The following is a 20,577-nucleotide window of genomic DNA, read 5'->3' as shown; positions in this document are numbered from 1 at the left end:
CTTTTTTCTAGAAAATTAAATTTACATGGATTTAAAAAAGTATTAACAAATTAAAGATAGAAGCAGGGAATGGTGTATGTTACCTTTATCATAAAGAAAAATGCAGTCAAAATGATGGAGGTAAGTATGAAGAAATTAGACAGGAAATCTATAACTATGAGCATGCTGGGGCTGGTTGCTATTGTAGGAGTTGGTCAACAGGTTTTAGCTCAAGATATAGAGAAGACCTCTCAAGAGGTTCAAGCACCAATTCTTGTTACTGAGGTTGTACCTAATACAGATAACTTAAATAGTCTTGATGCGTATGAATATTTTGAATTAACCAATATTACAGATCAAAGTGTAGATATGGAAAATTATGATTTGGTTTATTTAAATGGTGAGAAAACAAGTGTTTGGACTCCTGATTTTGAAAGTATTCCCGCAAAGTCCAGTGCGATTGTTTGGATTAGAAATGAAGGGAATACCGAAATTACAAAATCTGATTTCTGTGCATATTATACCGAAAAAGGATATGGAGAAATAGAAGAAAATTCTCTTATAGGAGAACTGGAGTGTGATGGGTTAAGTAATTCGGGAACCAGACAACTTCAAATTCTGTCAAAAACAGGAAAAATTCTTACGACAGTGGAATACAATACAGATGAGTCGGAGAATAAAAAAATAGATGTAGATGAAGCTATTTGCTTTTCTTATGATAATAGTAATGTTACATCAAAATATGATTGTGAACCAACGCCTTTAACAGTAGCTCCGGAAGACATAAAATGTGGATTTACCTTTCCATCTAAAGTAGATGCAGCAAATATGATAGCAACAGAGGTTTCTAATTTAGATGAGAATACAGACTTAAATATTGAAGTGACGGATACGAATTTAGGGATAGATCAAATCCTTTCAGGGAAAATTATAATTGATGGAGAAAATGAATATCCCCTTCATTACAATGAAAAAGGAAAATTAGTAGGGACAGTTCCGTTTTCAGATTTGGAAGACAAAGAAAGTTTTTTTTATCAAGCTACAATATTTGATGGAACAAACACAGCCAAAACTCAGGAACGGCAGGTAGTGATTCATAAGGACGCAGAAAAGCCAGAGATAGATATTACAAAGGTACCACCGCTTACGATAACGGAGGTTCTTCCGGATACTTCAAATGTAGAAGGCGCAGATGCGTATGAATTTATTGAAGTAAGTAATAACTCGAATCAGGAAATTAATTTAAAAGATTATGGGATTTATTACGTATATCCGGATACCGGAGTTCAGACGGCATGGTGGGAAACAAATAAAGATAAAAAAATACAGCCGGGAGAAGCACTGGTGTTTTGGATTAAAAATGGCTCGAATGATTATCTGACAAGAGATGATTTTAATGCAAATTTTGGAGTAGAGTTATCAGAAAATGAATTGATTGAGGTTTCCAGTGGTGGTATGGCGAATAGTGGGAAAAGAGGAATTCGGATTTGTACAAATGTAGGAGACGAAATTGATAGTATTGTTTATAATGATGCAAATGCAGACAATACAATAGCAGATAAGTCAATTACATATCAAAATCAGTATACCAATGGCATTTTTCAAACAGTTATGACAAGTGATGAGGCAGAACCTACGCCAGGGACAATTACTGATAAAGAAAAGGCAACTTATCAGGCGCAGTTGACAGTACCAGCAGATTCCCCAAAAGTGGTGGACCATACAGGTACAGCCTTTGATAATTCAACAGAGTCATTTCCGTTTTCAGTAGAGGCTTTTTCAAATGAAACTACAATTAAAACAGTGATGCTATATCTAAAAAATAATAATCAATCCCAATTTGAAAGTTATAAGCTGGTTCGCAGCGGAGAAAACCAATTTGAAAAAGTATTAAGTAATGTGGATTTGTTAAATAAGAAAAACTTTACATACTATTTTGAAGTAAGCGATGGATATTCTACCATTCAGACAGAAGAAAAAGAAATTTATAATACAGATGCAGAAATAATGGAAAGCTTAAATTTGAAAGACGGGGATATTGTTACCGATAAACAGCAAATTATTGCAAACGGCAATCAATTACAGATTGACGGCGTGGATGTTTCTGAAAAATCACAGAAATCAATTAATGGAAATGGAAAAATTGCCTTTGAGGCAACTGATACAGATGTATTTTTTAAAAATGCGGTAGCCGTTGATGGAGAAGTTGTAGGAGTATTCAATGAGGGAACTTATAGTGATGTGGCTACCTATGTATACGATATTCATGCGGAAAAATTTGACGTAGAAAATAAGACAATTACCGTAGAATTTCATGCGGGAAATAAGGCAAATGTTCTGGAGCATAATATAGAAAATAATGATGACTTTACCATTCGGAATATTCGCTTGATATTGCCAAACGGAAAGACATTATTTCCAATTTCTTATCAGGCGAAAAAAGGCTTGGGGGCTGTTGAGCATGATAATATGGATCAAGCGCCGATGATAGATGTATCCATACCATCGCAGGAAACCGATATTTCTATGGGAGACGGAACATCAAAATATGAAATATTATATGCTACTTTTCACTTAGAAGATACCGATTTTGATGCAATACGATACTTGTGGGATACAACACAGGAAACAGATGGTGAACATGTAATTTCCAATGGAAAAAGCCAAATTTCTGTAAGAGTAGATAATACGGCACCGGAAATTATCAGTAATATAGAAGAAGGAAAGCTGTACCATAGCGGAACAATTGAAGCAGAGGTAAAAGATACAATTAGTAATCAAGTATCTATGGCGGTACTTTTAGATGGTAAGAGTATTTCAGTTCCGTATGAATTTCGTGCACTGGAAATGAAGCAGGGAGAACATATTATTCAGATTACAGGTAGAGATGAAGTAGGAAATATGGCAGAAAAAGAAATTCATTTTGCCACACCGGTAGAGTCAGCAACCATAGATGAAAATGTTTTGCCTGAAAATGGTACAACAGTACAGACTGCTCCAATATTGTCAATAAAACCAACAGATGAAACAAATGATGATATGACAGTTACTTTTAAAAAAGGTGAACGATATCAGTTGGGCGACAGCAACATTGTGAAAGATAGCGGAATTAGCAATCAAAGTGGAATAGTAGAAAAAGCTTTTGAAGAAAATATAGGAAATGGTTTTCCGTATGACAGCTTCCAGCTTCAGTTAGATGATACAGTAGATGAGAATACAGTTATTTCCTTAGAATGGTCTGGAAATAGTAACAATGAAAAGACATTTATGTATGTATATAATACAGCCTTAGAACAGTGGGAAAAAATAGAGGCACAACAGACAATCATAGAAGAAGGAATGAAATTAACAGGAGATGTAACGTTAAAAGACCATATTTTAGATGGCAAAGTGAATGTCATTGTACAGAATGGAGAAGGGTATACACCTACACAGTATGATGAAAATTCAGGAGCTTCAAATTATTCTATTAATGAAACACCGGACAATGTTGAAACCTTCAATGAGAATGATACACCAAGAAACGAGTATGATTTTACATTTGCAGTAGAAAGCGATACGCAATATTATAACGAGGATTATGAAGACAATCAAGATCAGACGGTAGACGGAGCGTATCAGCATCAGTTGAATATTCATAATTGGCTATTAGGAAATCGGGAAAGAATGAATATTCAGTACTTGTTCCATGATGGAGATATTATTGATGACGAACCAAATCAAAAGGAATGGGTTCAGGCTGACGAAGCGTATCAGAAATTAGATGATGCAGAGTTTCCTTATGGAATTCTTGCAGGCAATCATGATGTAGGACATCTCAATGGTGATTATGGAAATTATCAGCAATATTTTGGAAAAAGCCGTTATGAAAATAATCCATGGTATGGGGAGAGCTATAAAGATAATCGGGGACATTACGATTTGATTACTGTTGGTGGAATTGATTTCATAATGATTTATATGGGCTGGGGAATTGGAGATGAGGAAATTCAATGGATGAATGATGTATTGGCACAATATCCGGAGAGAAAGGCAATTTTGAATTTCCATGAATATCTTTTAGCAAGTGGGGGATTAGGAGAAGAACCACAGCGTATTCATGATGAGGTTGTTGCAAAAAATGAAAATGTATGTATGGTTTTATCCGGTCATTATCATAATGCAAAAACAACGGTAGATACTTTTGTTAATGAAGATGGAACACAGAGAAAGGTTTACAATTTATTATTTGACTATCAGGGCTTAATTGAGGGTGGTGCAGGATATATGAGATTGATGCACTTTGACTTAGATAATGAAAAAATTATTATTCGTACATTTTCTCCTTCTCATGGCGGTACGGAATATGAAAACTATGGTGATTATGATGCGAAACCGTCAGAAAATCCCAATGTTGGAAATGAATTTTGCATCGAAGATGCAAATCTAAATGATGCAGAAACGTTTGAAATTCCTTTTGCAGAGCTTGGTATTCAGCCGGAAATAAAAACTTTAGAAACAACCAGTTTAAATGTGAATGTTTATAATGATGATGTAATTGGCAGTGTAACAGATGTTAAAAGCGGAACCGATGCTTCCTATGTTTGGGAAACAGCAGAAGAAGGAATGAATGGCTGGTATGCAGAAGTTACAGATGATAATGGTGGATTTTCCAGAACAAATGTGCATTATATAAATGTACAATATGATACAGAAAAACCGATTTTAACAGTTCCGACAGATACAAAATTAAAAGAGGGAGATTGTTTTGATGAGTGGGAAGGAGTAAGTGCGGTTGATAATGTAGACGGTGACATCACAAAGAATATTATTATAACGGGTAAAGTCAATACTAGTATAGCAGGTGAATATGAACTTATTTATGAGGTTACAGATTTTGCAGGAAATAAGACATCCATTAACAGAAGTGTTGTAGTAGAACCGAAGAACGCAACGCATATAAACCCAGAAGATAACACGTCTGGCAACGGGAAACCGGATGGAGGAAACGATGATAATACTACAGCTGGTTTGAAACCACAGAGTACAGTACATAATAGCACAAATGTAAAAACAAAGGATGAAAATGAGGTTGGAATTTTGTTAGGAATAGCGTTTCTTGCATTTGTTACAGGAGGAAGTATTTTTGTGTATACATTAAAAAAACACAGATAACAGATAAGGGTAAGAAATAAATCCCTCTTGAAATAGCATAAATTTGTTATTTCAAGGGGGGATTTTTGAATTTTTTTACAAAAAATTAAGAAAAAAGTCAGAGTTTCATTAAAAAAAAATATGATTTAGTTGCTATAATAAACCAAGTCAAGAATGAAATTTTATATGATGAAAGGATAGTTATCACAAGCAAGAATAAAATTCCTTATACAAAAGAAAATGAGGTGTCAATATGGACAAGATATCAATAGTAATTCCTTGTTTTAATGAAGAGGAAGCAATTCCGGTATATTACATGGAAATGAAAAAAATTATGAAAGAAATGTCCTATGTAGGTTTTGAACTGTTTTTTGTGGATGATGGTTCTTCCGACAGAACATTACAGGAATTAAGAGCGTTATCCGATAAAGACGAGAGATGTAATTATCTTTCTTTTTCCAGAAATTTTGGGAAAGAGGCTGCCATTTATGCAGGACTTTCTCATATTACAGGAAATTATGGAGTTGTTATGGATGTGGATTTACAGGATCCTCCTGCACTTTTGGCAAAGATGTATGAGCTTTTGCAAAGTGAGGATTGGGATTGTGTTGCCACGAAAAGAGGCGATAGAAAAGGAGAGCCGAAACTCCGTTCTTTCTTATCTGACAGTTTTTATAAAGTCATTAATAAAATGTCAAAGACAGAAATTGTCAATGGGGCAAGGGATTTCCGAATGATGAAAAGAACCATGGTAGATGCAGTGCTTTCCATGAGCGAGTACAATCGTTTTTCAAAAGGAATTTTTCAATGGGTGGGATTTCGCACTACATGGCTGGAATTTCCAAATACCAGTCGTTGTGCGGGAACAACAAAGTGGTCTTTACGAAAGTTGGTGTCTTACTCATTGGAAGGGATTACAGGTTTTTCAGTAGCTCCCTTGTCATTGGCATCTGTGGCGGGAATTACTTTTTGTGGAATTTCTTTTCTGCTGATTATTTTTATTGTTATTCGTACATTAGCATTTGGAGATCCTGTTCCGGGATGGCCTTCTTTAGTTTGTATCTTGTTTTTTGTAAGTGGAATTCAATTATTTTGCACAGGAATTGTAGGGCAATATTTGTCAAAGACCTATTTGGAAACAAAACACAGACCTCTTTATATTTTAAAGGAGTCCCATGAGCAGAAGGAAGATGCAGATGAAGAAAACAGAAAAAATTAAAATACCTTTGCTGCTGTTTGTTATATGTCTGGCAGTATGCTGGATTTTTGTATTACAGTATGGAATTTTTGGCTCGAATTTAGACTGGATAAATCAGCACAGTGTACTGCCGGACTATTTTAGACAGAGATTTTATGATACAGGACAGCTTTTTCCCGATATTGCGTGGAACTTAGGTGCGGGACAGAATATCTATAATTTTTCTTATTATGGTCTGTTTAATCCTATTATTTGGATTTCTTATCTCCTTCCCTTTGTTCCCATGAGTCTATATATTCAGATTACCTCCATTTTATCCTATGGTGCGTCTGTGGTGATTTTTTACTGCTGGTTAAAGAAGAAATGTGATGACAGAATTACTCTGGCATGTACGTTTCTGTTTCTGTTGGCAGCGCCTTTGGTGTATCATTCCTATAATCAACTGATGTTTGTCAATTATATGCCTTTTCTGTGTGCTGCCTTTTTAGGTGTGGATAAATATGTAGAGGAAAAGAAGAAAGCATTGCTGTTATGCGGCGTGTGTGGAATGATACTTACCAGTTTTTTCTTTAGCATAGGCGGACTTCTGGCGTTGGGGATTTATGGAGCTTCCAAATTTACAGAGAAAGGAATAAAAGAATTTTTTAAAAACAGTGTCTCATTAGCCGGTGTGCTTCTTCACGGCGTGCTTTTGTGTGGGATTTTGCTTATTCCTACGGCATTTGTACTTTTTGGTCGAGGCGGAAGCGGTTCACAGGCAGGAATGGCAGTATCGCTTTTTACTGTTCAGCCTATGCGATTTCTGTACACATCTCATGGTGTGGGGATGTCTGCACTGGCGTTGATTGCCTTATTTGACGACATGATATGCAGGAGAAAATGGCAGGAAAAATTTCTTTCAGTCAGCCTTTTTTTGATTTTTACTGTTCCTCTTGCGGGATATGTATTAAACGGCGGACTTTATGATAAGGGAAAGGTTTTTATTCCGTTTCTTCCGCTTATGTGTATGGAAGTTGCCAAATACATAGACCGCATTAAGAAAAGGGAAAGCACTTTTCGGGATATTCTTCCGTATCTGATAACGGCAATTTTCTTGATTGCAGGAAAAACATTCTGGGCGTTGTTAGACTGCGGAGTAATGCTGCTCTGCTTTCTTATCAGAAAGAGATTTTCAGCGTTTCCTTTGGCTGTATGGGTTTCCTGTGTGATTTTGTTTTGCTCTGGTTGGACAATCAACAAGGGGAGCGACCATATTATTCCAAAAGAAGATTATGAAAAGATTTTAGATAGAGATACTAAGGCAGAAGTAGAAGAAATTTTAGGCAAAGATGCAGGCTGGTATCGCATGGAGGAACAGCAGGGAGGGAAAAAAGAATTACAGGACATAAACAGAATAGAGGATAGCAGACAACTGATTACCTCTGTATATTCATCTGCTTACAATGAGGAATATGATAAATTTCGCAGGGAAACCTTTGATATAAACCAGCATTTTCGAAATAATATGATGCAGGCAGTGTCAGACAATCCATTGTTTTTACAGCTTATGGGTGTGAAATATGTAATTGGAAAGCACCCTTTGGCAGGGTATGAGCTTTTAGAAGAAGGAAAAAACGGAAATCTTTATGTCAATTCTCATGTAGCGCCCATAGGGTATGTAACCAATGAGGTGGTGGCGGAAAAGAATTATCAGACCTTGGATTTTCCTGCAAATCAGACAGCCTTCTTGTGGAAGGCTGTGGCAGAGAGCGCCCAGAGTGAGGAGGATTTTCCTACTATGAATACGTATCCTTTGGAAATACCGGAAATCAACGAAGGAGAAAACCAGATTAAGAGGACTTCTTTTGGCTGGAGCTTTTCTCTTTCAACAGAGAAAAAAGTCAGTATACCCATAAAAGATATACCGATGACAGAAGATTTGTTGTCTGTGAAATTTCAGGTGAAGAATAAAAAAGACAAGGATATGTATATACGGCTTTGCGGGCAGACCAATCGTCTTACTGCAAAATCTCATGAATATGCCAATCACAATGAGTCCTTTGCCTATACGGTTACTCTTAATCAGGAAAACCAGACAGCAGATTTTATTTTTGGACCGGGAGAATATGAGATTTCTAATTTAGAAGCATTTACTGGAAATTTAAGTGAATTAAGCAATGAAAAATTGTATGAAACACCTTTAAAATTAGAAAAAACAGAAGGCGATACGCTGATTTGCAGTGTGAATAATAAAGAAGCAGGATATCTGATTACTAGTATTCCTTATGATGAAGGGTTTGAAATACACATAAACGGAGAAAAAACTTCTGTGGAAAAGGTAAATACAGCATTTGTAGGCGCAAAAGTGCCGAAGGGAAAATGCACCATTGAAATTTCTTATAAGGCAGAGGGAAAGACATTGGGATTTCTCTGCACAGGTGCGGGGATATTGCTTCTTTTTGGGTACAAAATTCGTTGTAATAAAAAGGGGAGAATGGTACAATATTGAAAAGTATAAAAACAGGAGATAATTATGAAATACTATTTTGCCCCTATGGAGGGAATTACAGGATATATTTACCGACAGGTTCATCATCAGTTTTTTCAAGGAATAGATAAATATTTTACTCCATTTATAACACCGGGAAGTAAAAAGCTGATGACACCCAAGGAATTGCGTGATATTTTACCGGAAAATAATGAAGGATATGCTCTTGTGCCTCAGATTTTGACAAATCAGGCACAGGATTTTATTCGATTGGCAAAAGAATTACGAGAATACGGTTATGAAGAAGTGAATTTGAACTTAGGCTGTCCTTCCGGAACGGTAACAGCGAAAAAGAAAGGTTCCGGATTTTTAGAATTTCCTGCCAAGCTTGAGAAATTTCTGGATGAAGTATTTGAAAATCTGGATATGAAGATTTCTGTTAAGACAAGGATTGGAAAGGATGAGCCGGAGGAATTTACAGAACTGCTTCGGATTTACAATCGATTTCCTTTGGAAGAACTGATTGTGCATCCCAGAATTCAAAGCGATTATTATAAAAATGAGCCTAGAATGGAACAATTTCAAGAGGCGGTGAGATGCAGTCAAAATTCCTTATGTTATAATGGAGATTTGTTTACAAGGTCAAAATGTGAAAAGTTCTTTGAAGAATATCCTTCCATAGAGAAAGTGATGCTAGGACGGGGACTTTTGGTAAATCCGGCGTTGGTACAGCAGGTGCAGAAGGGAACAGTGTTAGAAAAGGCAACGCTAAAAGCTTTTCATGACAAGTTGTGTGAGGAATACACAGAAGTCATGTCGGGGGACAAAAATGTTTTGTTTAAGATGAAAGAATTGTGGTTTTATATGGGAAACCTGTTTGCAGATAATCAGAAATATTTGAAGAAAATAAAGAAATCTCAGAACTTGAAGGAATATCGGGCAATCGTAGAAGAAATGTTTCAGGTATGCTCGTTGGGAATAAAGGAATAATTTATGAACGATAAGTTTTTAAATCAGATTACAGAGTTTATTTTTGTAGAAGATAAGCCTGAAAAGTCAGATGTGATTTTCATACCGGGAAGCGGGTTTCCGCAGTTGGCAGAGGAAGCAGCAAAGCTGTATCATCAAGGACTGGCGCCTTATATTTTGCCTTCAGGAAAATATAGTGTTTTAAACGGGAAATTCGCAGGAGTACAGGAAAAGAAAGAGATTTATGACGGAGAATATGAGACAGAATGGGAATTTTTAAAAGAAGTTTTGAAGAAAAATCATGTTTCGGAAGAATATATTTTAAGAGAAGACAAAGCAACGTATACTTATGAAAATGCTATTTATTCCAGAAAAGTAACGGATTACTTGGGAATGGAAATAAAAAAGGCAATTTTGTGCTGCAAGCCTTATCATGCCAGACGAAGCCTTTTGTACTATCAGCTTTTATATCCGGAAACACAGTTTTTCGTGCGTCCGATACAGGACAGTGACGTAAAGAGAGAGAACTGGTATCTGACGGAAAAGGGAATTCGACTGGTGTTTGGGGAAGTGCAGAAGATTGGAGAGCAGTTTGAGGATATTACAAGGGAAATGGAGAAATGATTGAGATAAACATTGCAGGAGGTTTCAGGTGAGAAAACGAATTAATAACTCGGTGCAGTTTTAAAAACTGGCAGCGGATTGTATCGAGGTAAATGAAATTGAAAGGCGCTGACAGGAACTGCACCGAATATTTATTTTCTTTAAAATGAAATAGAGAGGAAGCAGTTTAGATGAGAGAAACAGAATTAAGAGAAATATGGAAAAAAGAAGAACAAATAGCGCATATAAAGGGATGGGATTTTTCACATATTGATGGAAAATATGATGAGGAAAAGGATTTACCATGGGATTATAAAAATATAGTAAGCCAATATTTAAAAGATGATATGGAGCTTTTGGATTATGATACTGGTGGCGGCGAATTTTTACTATCATTAAATCATCCGTTTGAGAAAACATCAGCCACAGAAGGATTTCAACCTAATGTAGAGTTATGCAGAGAAAAATTATTGCCACTGGGAATTGATTTTAGAGAATGTTGTAATCCTGCGGATATTCCTTATGACAGTGAAACCTTTGATGTGATTATCAATAGACACGGTGCTTTTAATGCGAGGGAATTGTATCGTTTACTAAAAAAGAACGGCATCTTTGTTACGCAGCAGGTAGGTGGCGATAATGACAAAGACTTGGTAGAAATGGTGCTTCCCGGAACAAAAGGTTTATTTTCGCATTTGCGTTTAAAAGAGCAGATAAAAGTATTTGAAGAGGCAGGCTTTCAGATTGTTCGTGCAGAAGAAGCGTACAGACCGATTAAATTTTATGATATTGGAGCATTTGTGTGGTTTGCACGTATTATTGAGTGGGAGTTTCTGGATTTTTCCGTAGACAGATGTTTTCAAAGATTGCTTAAAATGCAGGAAATATTGGAAGAAAAGGGAGAAATTGAAGGAACGATACATAGGTATTTGATTGTAGTAAGGAAGTAAATGCAGATAGATGAAATAATCAATATCGAGCAATCGTTTTCCAATTTTGGGGAAATCCCATTTTTTCTAGTAAATCATGATTGTTTAGGTGGGTAAGTTTTTTTGAAATGGCATTGATTAATTGTATTAAACGTTTTCTAAAAATAAGAAAGTCCTTATCAGGAAGAAGATATCGGAAAGCGATTACTACTGCAAACAAATCATTTTTTCCGTATTGATATTGTATTCCCTGTTTTGGAATAGACATGTTATGATGTAGCGGTAAATCAGAAATAGCATCTCGTGTGCGGTATGTAAAAAGCCGTTCACTGTGAGCACAAACATTTCTAAATTTGGTAAGCACAGATAGAAATTGTTGCATTTGTTTTCTATTAACATTTTCAAAATTTTTACAAACCTTTGTTTGTAGAGATTGGGGGAATACTTGATACATTTTTGAGAGATTACCAAATGTAAGGATAGAAACTAATATCCAAAGTGGGATATTGTTGTAGATAGTTCGATAATAATTGATAAATTCATAATCAGTGGTATTTACGGCACGCTGTAATGTAGAAATTAATCTTGAAATAGTTCCTTGGGTGGATTTATTTAGATTATAATTTCTATTATCTAAATAAGCAGTTTGTAATTCACCGTATTTCTCTGTAAAATAATATGATGTAAGAGAACGGAGATGACGTTCGATTTGAAGCAAATATTTAAAAAATAATTCTCTTAAATCGGAGTCAAATTCATATAATGCAACAATTTCATTAAAAGTAGTGCCTTGTTTATAGGTTTTAGTAAAAGGAATTCTAAATAGCTGTTTATAGCCATCAATTAAAGGAAAATAACCAATTTGCTTAAGCGTGGCTTTGGCATATTCTTTATCTGGTATAATAAGTCCTTTGCTTTTTAAATGATTTATTTGTTACTCAAAAGTGTAAAAAGTTTTTTGGGGCATAGGCAGTATCCTCCTTGATAAAGTAAAAAAGGAGAGACCCGAAGGCTCTCCCTTGGTTACAGGCTTCGCAAGTTTCTGTAACACGATCGCTGAATTCAATGTAACAAATTTTTATAGAACTGTCAACAGTTCAAAAAAATTTCGGCAGTTATTTATAATATGTTTGAAAAGGTAGTATGTGTAATTTGTGAATAAGTGATATAATAAGAAAACGTAGTTACAAAAAATGAAGATGAAGAAAAGGGGAAATTGCCATGAAAATTACAAAAATAATATTAACTACAATCATGATTATGGTTGTCGCACTGGGAGTATTCCGAATTTTACCCTTCAATATAACAAGGCCCATTATGTTTACTTCACTTGCCACTTTATTCTTGCTAAGAAGTATAGAGTGCAAAAAGAGCAGAGATAAAACAGGATTTCTTTTTACACTTATTGCCTCCGTATTTATTTATATCATTGTTATTTTCAACATTTGTTCTTCATTTCTTGGTTATGAGAAAGTTGATAATCGAGACTGCTTGAAAAATATAAATCCTTCAGAAATAGTTGAAATTAAATGTTCAGGAACAACCGGTGGAAAAGACGGAGATTTTGAGTATTTCTTAGATAAGGAGCAGCAAGAGGAGTTTGTAGAATTATTAGGAAAAGTGAAATTGGGAAGAAAAGCAGCAAGAGAGGAGACGTTGTCTTCAGGAGCAGTTACCTATTATACATTGGAGTTTGAAGATGGAGAGGTGTTAGAAGTCAGCCCCGGGACATTTTTTATGGTAAATGACGATTATTATTATTTTTTGAATTATGATAAAATATGGGATGAATTTTTAGAATTGTAGATAAAATTACAGGCTGATATTTCACGCAGAAATTATTGTGAAATATCAGCCTTTTTGTAAGAAAATTATTTTCCTCGATATTTTTTATAACTTTCCAAAATATAGGAGCGTGCTTTTTGCGCTTCTTCTTTTGGAAGATTTTCCATACCTCTTAGAGGATATTCCATGTTTAATTCGGAATATTTCTGTTCTCCCATGTTGTGATAGGGGAGGACTTCCAGCCCTTTTATATTTTTATGGGAAGCGAGAAGCTTTCCGATACCGTCCAGTTCTTCTTTGGAATTTGTAAATCCTTTCACAATGACATGACGGACAACCACGGGAATTTTTGCTGTCTCAGAAGCTTTCAGAAAATCAAGAACGGGCGAAAGGGGGTGTCCTGTTAATTTTTTATGTTCTTCTGAAATACTGTGCTTAATATCCAGTAAAATCAAGTCTGTATAAGAAAACAGCTTTTTATAAGCCTCGGATTGTTTTTCTCTATAAAGAATACCGGAAGTGTCAAGGCAGGTATGGATATTTTTTGTCTTTGCAGCCTGAAACAAGTCTGTGACAAATTCCAACTGCATCAAAGGCTCGCCTCCGGTAACGGTAATTCCTCCATTCTGATAAAATCCTTTGTTTTTTTCATAGATTTCCAGAATTTCCTCTACGGTCATAGATTGTCCTTTTTTGGGAGCCCAAGTGTCCGGATTATGACAGTACAGGCAGCGCATAGGACAGCCCTGCAAAAAGACTACAAGTCTGATGCCGGGGCCGTCTACTGTGCCAAAGGTTTCAATGGAGTGTACAAAGCCTGTTTTACATTCCGTCATGGAAGGTTCTTGAGATAACCTCATCCTGCTGTTCTTTTGTCAGCTTGTGGAAGTTTACTGCATATCCGGACACACGAACAGTAAGCTGCGGATATTTTTCAGGATGTTTCTGTGCATCTAAAAGGGTTTCCTTTGTAAATACGTTGACATTTAAGTGATGTCCGCCTTTTTCTGCATATCCGTCTAATAAATTTACTAAGTTATCGATTTGAGCATTACTGATATTCATTGAAAATTCCTCCTGTAAAAAGTATTATTGTAAGTCAATGTTTGGTTCGCAGCAAGCGCAGTCCGGTTCTAATTCAAAAGCAATATCATTAAAGAAAACTGCATCATCTTTTCCCAGAGCGCCCGGAATAATGGAAAAGGTATTGGAAATACCGTCCTGTGCGTCCTTAAACGGAAGCTTGGAAACAGAATTTAAGGATGCAACAGCGCCGTGGCTGTCTCTGTGGTGCATTGGGTTAGCGCCCGGAGCAAATGCCTGTCCTGCTTTTCTTCCATCCGGTGTAGAACCTGTTGCTTTTCCATACACTACGTTAGAAGTAATGGTAAGGATAGAAGTTGTAGGAATTCCTCCACGGTAGGTATGATTTCCTTTAATATATTCCATAAAGGTGTGAACAATATCATAAGCAATATCGTCAACTCGGTCATCATCATTTCCGTATTTTGGAAAATCTCCTTCGATTTCATAATCTACGGCAATGCCGTTTTCATCACGAATGGCTTTAACTTTGGCATATTTAATTGCGGACAGAGAGTCGGCAACAACAGAAAGCCCTGCAATACCTGTTGCAAACCAGCGTGTGACTTTTTTATCATGAAGCGCCATCTGCAATCTTTCGTAAGAATATTTGTCGTGCATATAGTGAATGACATTTAAAGTATTTACATAGACACCGGCAAGCCATTTCATCATATCCTGAAATCTGCCCATAACCTCATCGTAATCTAAATATTCGGAAGTAATAGGACGGAATTTTGGACCCACCTGTTTTTTGGATACTTCGTCAACACCGCCGTTGATTGCGTATAACAAACATTTTGCAAGGTTTGCACGAGCGCCGAAGAACTGCATTTCTTTTCCGATGCGCATAGAAGATACGCAGCAAGCAATGGCATAGTCATCGCCGTGAGTTACACGCATTAAATCGTCATTCTCGTACTGAATGGAAGAGGATGCGATAGAAGTTTTGGCGCAGAAGCGCTTAAAGTTTACAGGCAGCTTTGTAGACCATAAAACCGTTAAGTTTGGCTCCGGAGAAGTACCCAGATTTTCCAGTGTATGAAGGTAACGGAAGGACATCTTTGTCACAAGGTGGCGTCCGTCAATTCCCATACCGGCGATGGACTCTGTTACCCAAGTAGGGTCACCGGAAAACAGCGCATTGTATTCAGGGGTTCTTGCAAATTTCACAAGACGCAGCTTCATGATAAAATGGTCGATAAATTCCTGAATTTGTTCTTCTGTGAAGGTATTGTTCTTTAAGTCACGTTCTGCATAAATGTCAAGGAAGGTAGAAGTACGTCCAAGTGACATAGCAGCACCGTTCTGCTCTTTAATAGCAGCAAGATAGCCCAGATATAACCACTGGATAGCTTCCTGGACGTTGGCAGCAGGGCGGGAAATATCAAATCCGTAAATTTTACCCAGCTCTTTTAATTCTTTTAAAGCACGGATTTGCTCGGATAATTCTTCACGTTCTCTTGTTACATCAGAGTACATGGTAGTACGTGTGGTATTTTTTTCATTTTCTTTATCTTCAATCAGACGGTCTACACCGTAAAGAGCCACACGGCGGTAGTCACCGATAATACGTCCTCTGCCGTAAGCATCCGGAAGTCCTGTAATAATATGGCTGGAGCGGCATGCACGCATTTCCGGTGTGTAAGCGTCAAATACACCGTCATTATGTGTTTTGCGATGCTTGGTAAAAAATTCTACAACCTCAGGGTCTACGTGATAACCGTTGTCCTCACAGGCTTTCATTGCCATACGGATACCGCCGTAAGGCTGTAAGGAGCGTTTGAAAGGTTTGTCTGTCTGAAAACCTACGATTGTTTCTAAATCTTTATCTAAATATCCCGGTCCATGGGAAGTGATGGTGGAAATGATTTTTGTGTCCATATCCAGTACACCGCCCTTTTCCTGTTCCTGCTTTGTAAGTTCCATAACCTGATCCCAAAGTGTCTGTGTAGCTTTTGTAGGACCTGTAAGGAAGGCATCGTCACCGTCGTAAGGAGTGTAATTCTTCTGAATAAAGTCCCTTACATCTATCTCTTTTGTCCAATTTCCTTTGTTAAAGGAAATCCATTCTTCTCTCATAAGTCTGTGTCCTCCTATATCTTGTGGTTAGTTATACATAACTTTTCTTGTATAGGTGGATTTTATAATATTGGACTAAGAAAGTCAAGGTGGTATTGTGTTTATAATTCAATACAAAAAAAGAGCTTCTTAATTAAAAGAAACTCTTTTCATAGAAAAACTCTTATTTTTCGGAGATTTCAGGAAGTTCATTTTCTTCTTCTTCCTCATGGGGCTCATATTTTTCGAAGACTTTTCTTAAAATAATGGAGCATACGTAAGCCACACTGGCAAAGCCCAAAAGTAGCCACAGCATACTGCCGTATACCAGTGTTGAAGCTGTTAAGCAGGTAAGAAATCCCAGTCCCAGAGGAATAAGCATTAAAAGAATGGTCCAAGGGAGATTTAAAATTGCAATTAACAGGGAATTCTTAAAAATATTTTTAATATTATTTATGAAACGTGCCGTATATGGGAAAACATATACCAGTATCATAAAATAAAGAATACCTAATGCACCGATTAAAATCTGGAAAATTGTGCTCATATTCCCCGGAAGGAAGGCAGTGGCACGATAATCAACATAAATAAAAATTCCGATAGCTGCCATAATCAGCCAAATAATGGTAGACTGTTTGAAGTTTTCTTTAAAAGCTTTTAAGAAGCCTTTGAAAATATAAGACTCTTCTCCGCGTACCATTTTCAGAGTAACAGTATACATTGCGGTGACAGAAGCGCCGGCAGTAATAATAGGAATACAAAATACAATACATAAAATATTTAAAATCATAATGTCACATACACGGGACAGAAAACGCATAACCGGACTGTCCATATTAAATAAGCTGCTCATAATAAAAATCCTTTCCTGCTTTAAATTTATTCGTCAAAATTTTCTTCGGTTTTTTCAGGAAGATAAATATGAACGGTTTCGATACGATTTCGTTCTGCTTTATCCACAACAAGTCTTATGCCGCCATCTGTGGTGACGGACTCGCCGGCAGTAGGAAACCTGTCGAGCTGTTCAATAATATAGCCTCCAATGGAGTCGTAATCATCAGAAGCAATATTCAAATGAAGTATTTCATCTAAATCATCAAGGCGGGCAGAGCCGAGAGCTATATATTCCCGATCTGGGATGATTTCACGAAGCTCTTCTTCCTCTGAGTCATATTCGTCATGAATATCCCCGACAATTTCCTCAATTAAATCTTCCAGAGTTACAATACCGGAGGTTGCTCCGTATTCATCCAATACAACGGCAAAAGTTACTGAATTTTCTTTCATTTCCATCAGAAGCTCAGAAGTTTTTTTGTACTCGTAAGTGAAATAAGCCTCTCTTAAAATTTTTCGTACAGAAAAATCTTCTTTACCTGTAAGAAGAAGGTCTTTTACATTGACAATACCGATAATATTGTCGGTGGTATCTTCAAAAACAGGAAAACGAGTATGCTTTTCGTTACGAAACAGAGCTACTAAATCTTCGTATGAACTGTTTACATCAGCGAAGGTTACATCAATACGCGGAATCATAACATCTTCTGCCTGAGAATCGCCGAAATCAAATACATTGTAAATCATTTGGCGTTCTTCACTTTCAATGACTCCCTCTTCGTGTCCTACATTTACTAAAGTTCGAAGTTCATGTTCGGTAATGGTATTTCCTTTTGCGCTGGCATCAATTCGCATAAGTGTCAGTACACCCTGGGCTAGCTTATTAACAATAAAGATAACCGGAGTCAGGATAAACATTAAAATATGAATGATCTTTGCATAGGACAGTGCCATTTTTTCAGCATGTACAGTTGCCAGAGTTTTGGGGGTGATTTCTCCAAAGATTAATACCAGAAGAGTAATAATACCTGTACTGATACTTACGGCAGCATTTCCGAACAGACGCATAGTAAGCGTAGTGGCAAGGGAAGATGCACTGATGTTTACAATGTTGTTACCGATAAGAATGGTACTCAGGAGTTTGCCGGAATCTTCAATTACTTTTAAAAGTGTCTGGGCTTTTTTATCACCCTGATCGGCTAATGCCTGAATACGAATTTTGTTCACTGTTGTCATAGAAGTTTCTGCTGATGAAAAGAAAGCCGAAAGGCAAATGAGAATTATCAAAATCAGAAACTGTATGGCGTCACTGGAATCCAATATGTTCAACTCCTTTGATAATAAATTATAGCTGTGGCTATTAAAATCTAATATACATGATTTTTGTTTGGATTGCAAGAAATCTGTATGAAATCCCTGTGAAAAAAGTTGATTTTTGGGGTGTCGGAAACAAGAAAATTGTGTTATACTAAATCAGAATGGAAAAGCAGAACTTGTTCACATTTAACTTAGAAAGGGAATAAGGGAAATGAATAGAAATAAAAAAAATTTACATAAAGTGGCAGCCAATGTGCTGGGAGTTACCCTTGCTTCTGCACTGGTAACAGGAGCAGTAGCAGAGACAGCGGCTCCAATCCCTGTATTTGCCGCACAACAGGAAACACAGACACAGGAAAAAGTTGTTTATTTGAATGGAAGTATTCAGGCGGGAGAAAAGGCTGACGGAACCAGTCAGGCACAGGCAGTGGACTCTTTTGAAAAGGCGTTTAGTCTGGCAGGAGGGCAGGGAACTGTTCTGGTTTGCGGTACAGTAAATGTCAGCACGGAAAAGAAGTTACACATTCCGGCAGGCGTTAAAATAAAAAAAGATAATGGATTTACCGGAGCTTTGGTAAAGGTCACAGGAAAAGGAAAACTTACAGTAACCGGAAATGGAATTACAGCTCAGGATGTAGATGTTTCAACAGCAGAAAGCGGAAAAGACGCATTTGTAATAGCGAAAGTGCCGCAGGTAGTTATGCCGGAACAGATTACATTGAATAATTTAGCAGAATGGAATACTTGCAGTTTTGCTCTGTTGGGATTTGCAGGAGAGGGAACTTTTGCATGGGGAACACAGACACCTCCGTCTTCTTATGAAACAGAGATGAAGGTGGTGTTTACACCAAAAGATACAGAAAATTACGATTACTCTCTGGTTTCCGGCTGGGACAGTCAGAGTAAAACAGTAACCAGAAGCATAAAAGTTTTCATCGAGGCATTAAAGCCTCAGGAAGAAAAGCCGGCAAAACCAATGGCAGAGGTTCAAATTCCTGCTGAATTAAAATTTGCTACAAAGGAAGAATTTAAAAATCTGGATTTTATAAATGCCGGATTTACAGGGGAAGGCGTTTTTGCATGGGAAACACAGACAGAGCCCTCTTCTTATGAGACAAAGCTGAATGTAGTATTTACTCCTTCTGATACAGAGAAGTACGACTATACACAGAATGCAGGATGGAATGCCGAGAATAAGACGGTTGTCAGAGAGGTGAAAGTGCTTGTTGAGGAGTTGAAGGAGGATTTGGGAACTCCTGAGATACCGGAAACAGAAGTGCCGGAAATTCCGAACGGACCGGAAACATCTCTTCCAACAGAGCCGGAAACAGAAACTCCGGAAGCACCAGAAGTACCGGAAACAGAAATGCCGGAAAAAGATGACGTACAGATTGAATATATAGATTTAGAACAACCGGCAGAACCGGAAGTGGAAGAAGAAAAGGAAGAAGTTGTCTATCAGGCAGAAGAAGGACAAACAGGAGAAATTGCACAAGAGGTTCCGGAAGCGCTTCCTGTAGGAAGCCTGATTGATGAAACAGGTGTGCAGGTATCCGGTGATTTTATTCCTTATTATGTAGATTTACAGGTTACTTATAATGAGGCAGTAAATGAATTGCCGGATGCAGGAATTGGAGAAATCCTTTCAGCCTATGAGTTAAAACTTTGGGACTTAAAAGAGGATAAAGAATATCAGGTTCCGGAAGGAAGGAAAGTAAAAGTCCTTATTCCTCTGCCGGAAAATGCAAACTGTTTTTCTGATTTATCCATTGCACATTATCTGGGAAATAACCAGTACGAATATTTTGTGTTTTCCAAAGACGGAAAAACAGGGAATATGACAGTAGAAGAAAAGGACGGAGTAGAATATCTGGCTTTTGAAACAGCTTCTTTCAGCCCGTTTAATGTAGGCGGCCATCAGATTGTAGGTCCTGGTGTAAACAGTGATAATCATAAACCTTCAACAGGAACGTCTCAGTCAACGACACAGACGAATACTTCTGCATCGAATTCTTCTACGCAGAGTACAGTAAAACCAAATACACAGAAAAAACCTGCACAAAAGAATACAACATCGGTTGTTCAGATTGTGAAAACAGGAGATGAGTCAAAAACCGTAGTTTATGTACTGATTGGTTTAGGAGCTTTGATTATTGCAGGGCTTGCTGTCTTTTTTGGAAAGAAGAAAAAATAGAAAAAGGTTATGAGCAATAAATCCT

The 20,577-nt window shown here is 37.0% G+C and carries 12 protein-coding genes and 1 pseudogene; 8 read left to right on the top strand and 5 right to left on the bottom strand.

Features of this window, described 5'->3' with window-relative positions:
* Positions 1-126 precede the first annotated feature (126 nt).
* The 6 genes from BQ7352_RS13280 (at position 127) to BQ7352_RS13255 (ending at position 11,299) form a co-directional block, all read left to right on the top strand.
* Positions 127-5,133 (top strand): immunoglobulin-like domain-containing protein, encoded by a 5,007-nt coding sequence (locus BQ7352_RS13280; RefSeq protein WP_242948589.1) that lies wholly within the window; start codon positions 127-129, stop codon positions 5,131-5,133.
* 232 nt (positions 5,134-5,365) lie between these two features.
* Positions 5,366-6,331, top strand: a complete 966-nt coding sequence (locus BQ7352_RS13275; protein WP_072449652.1) for a glycosyltransferase family 2 protein — start codon at positions 5,366-5,368, stop codon at positions 6,329-6,331.
* Positions 6,309-8,798, top strand: coding sequence for a YfhO family protein (locus BQ7352_RS13270; protein WP_242948588.1), 2,490 nt, complete (start codon positions 6,309-6,311; stop codon positions 8,796-8,798). The genes BQ7352_RS13275 and BQ7352_RS13270 overlap by 23 nt, the downstream gene beginning before the upstream one ends.
* Before the next feature lie 24 nt (positions 8,799-8,822).
* A complete protein-coding gene (locus BQ7352_RS13265) occupies positions 8,823-9,767 on the top strand; it encodes a tRNA dihydrouridine synthase (RefSeq protein ID WP_072449650.1) in 945 nt (314 codons plus the stop codon).
* Between the two features lie 3 nt (positions 9,768-9,770).
* Positions 9,771-10,370 (top strand): YdcF family protein, encoded by a 600-nt coding sequence (locus BQ7352_RS13260; RefSeq protein WP_072449649.1) that lies wholly within the window; start codon positions 9,771-9,773, stop codon positions 10,368-10,370.
* Between the two features lie 170 nt (positions 10,371-10,540).
* Positions 10,541-11,299 (top strand): methyltransferase domain-containing protein, encoded by a 759-nt coding sequence (locus BQ7352_RS13255; protein ID WP_072449648.1) that lies wholly within the window; start codon positions 10,541-10,543, stop codon positions 11,297-11,299.
* A 19-nt stretch (positions 11,300-11,318) separates the two neighbouring features.
* On the opposite strand, the gene BQ7352_RS13250 is transcribed toward BQ7352_RS13255, so the two are convergent.
* Positions 11,319-12,140, bottom strand: coding sequence for an Abi family protein (locus BQ7352_RS13250; protein ID WP_256381165.1), 822 nt, complete (start codon positions 12,138-12,140; stop codon positions 11,319-11,321).
* A gap of 359 nt (positions 12,141-12,499) precedes the next feature.
* On the opposite strand from BQ7352_RS13250, the gene BQ7352_RS13245 reads away from it, so the two are divergent.
* On the top strand, positions 12,500-13,084 hold the full coding sequence (locus tag BQ7352_RS13245) for a hypothetical protein (protein ID WP_072449647.1): 585 nt from the start codon (positions 12,500-12,502) through the stop codon (positions 13,082-13,084).
* Positions 13,085-13,149: 65 nt separating this feature from the next.
* Here BQ7352_RS13245 and pflA read toward each other — a convergent pair whose 3' ends face one another.
* The 4 genes and pseudogenes from pflA to BQ7352_RS13220 form a co-directional block, all read right to left on the bottom strand.
* Positions 13,150-13,899: a pyruvate formate-lyase-activating protein gene (pflA, locus tag BQ7352_RS13240; RefSeq protein WP_072449646.1), complete on the bottom strand. Its 750-nt coding sequence runs from the start codon at positions 13,897-13,899 to the stop codon at positions 13,150-13,152.
* Positions 13,886-16,228, bottom strand: a pseudogene (grcA3, locus tag BQ7352_RS13230) (autonomous glycyl radical cofactor GrcA3). Before grcA3 ends, pflA begins: the two are co-directional and overlap by 14 nt.
* 163 nt (positions 16,229-16,391) lie before the next feature.
* The gene (locus BQ7352_RS13225; RefSeq protein ID WP_072449644.1) at positions 16,392-17,060 is read right to left on the bottom strand and encodes a YesL family protein; all 669 of its coding nucleotides are present in this window, start codon (positions 17,058-17,060) and stop codon (positions 16,392-16,394) included.
* Positions 17,061-17,086: 26 nt separating this feature from the next.
* A complete protein-coding gene (locus BQ7352_RS13220; protein ID WP_072449643.1) occupies positions 17,087-18,361 on the bottom strand; it encodes an HlyC/CorC family transporter in 1,275 nt (424 codons plus the stop codon).
* Positions 18,362-18,569: 208 nt separating this feature from the next.
* Between BQ7352_RS13220 and BQ7352_RS13215 the strand changes: the two genes are divergently transcribed.
* A complete protein-coding gene (locus BQ7352_RS13215; RefSeq protein ID WP_072449642.1) occupies positions 18,570-20,552 on the top strand; it encodes an LPXTG cell wall anchor domain-containing protein in 1,983 nt (660 codons plus the stop codon).
* Positions 20,553-20,577: the final 25 nt, after the last annotated feature.

Source organism: Blautia sp. Marseille-P3201T (assembly GCF_900120295.1).
Classification (GTDB): domain Bacteria; phylum Bacillota; class Clostridia; order Lachnospirales; family Lachnospiraceae; genus Blautia.
Note: the sequence above shows the minus strand (reverse complement) of the source record. Positions and strands in the feature narration are given on the sequence as shown.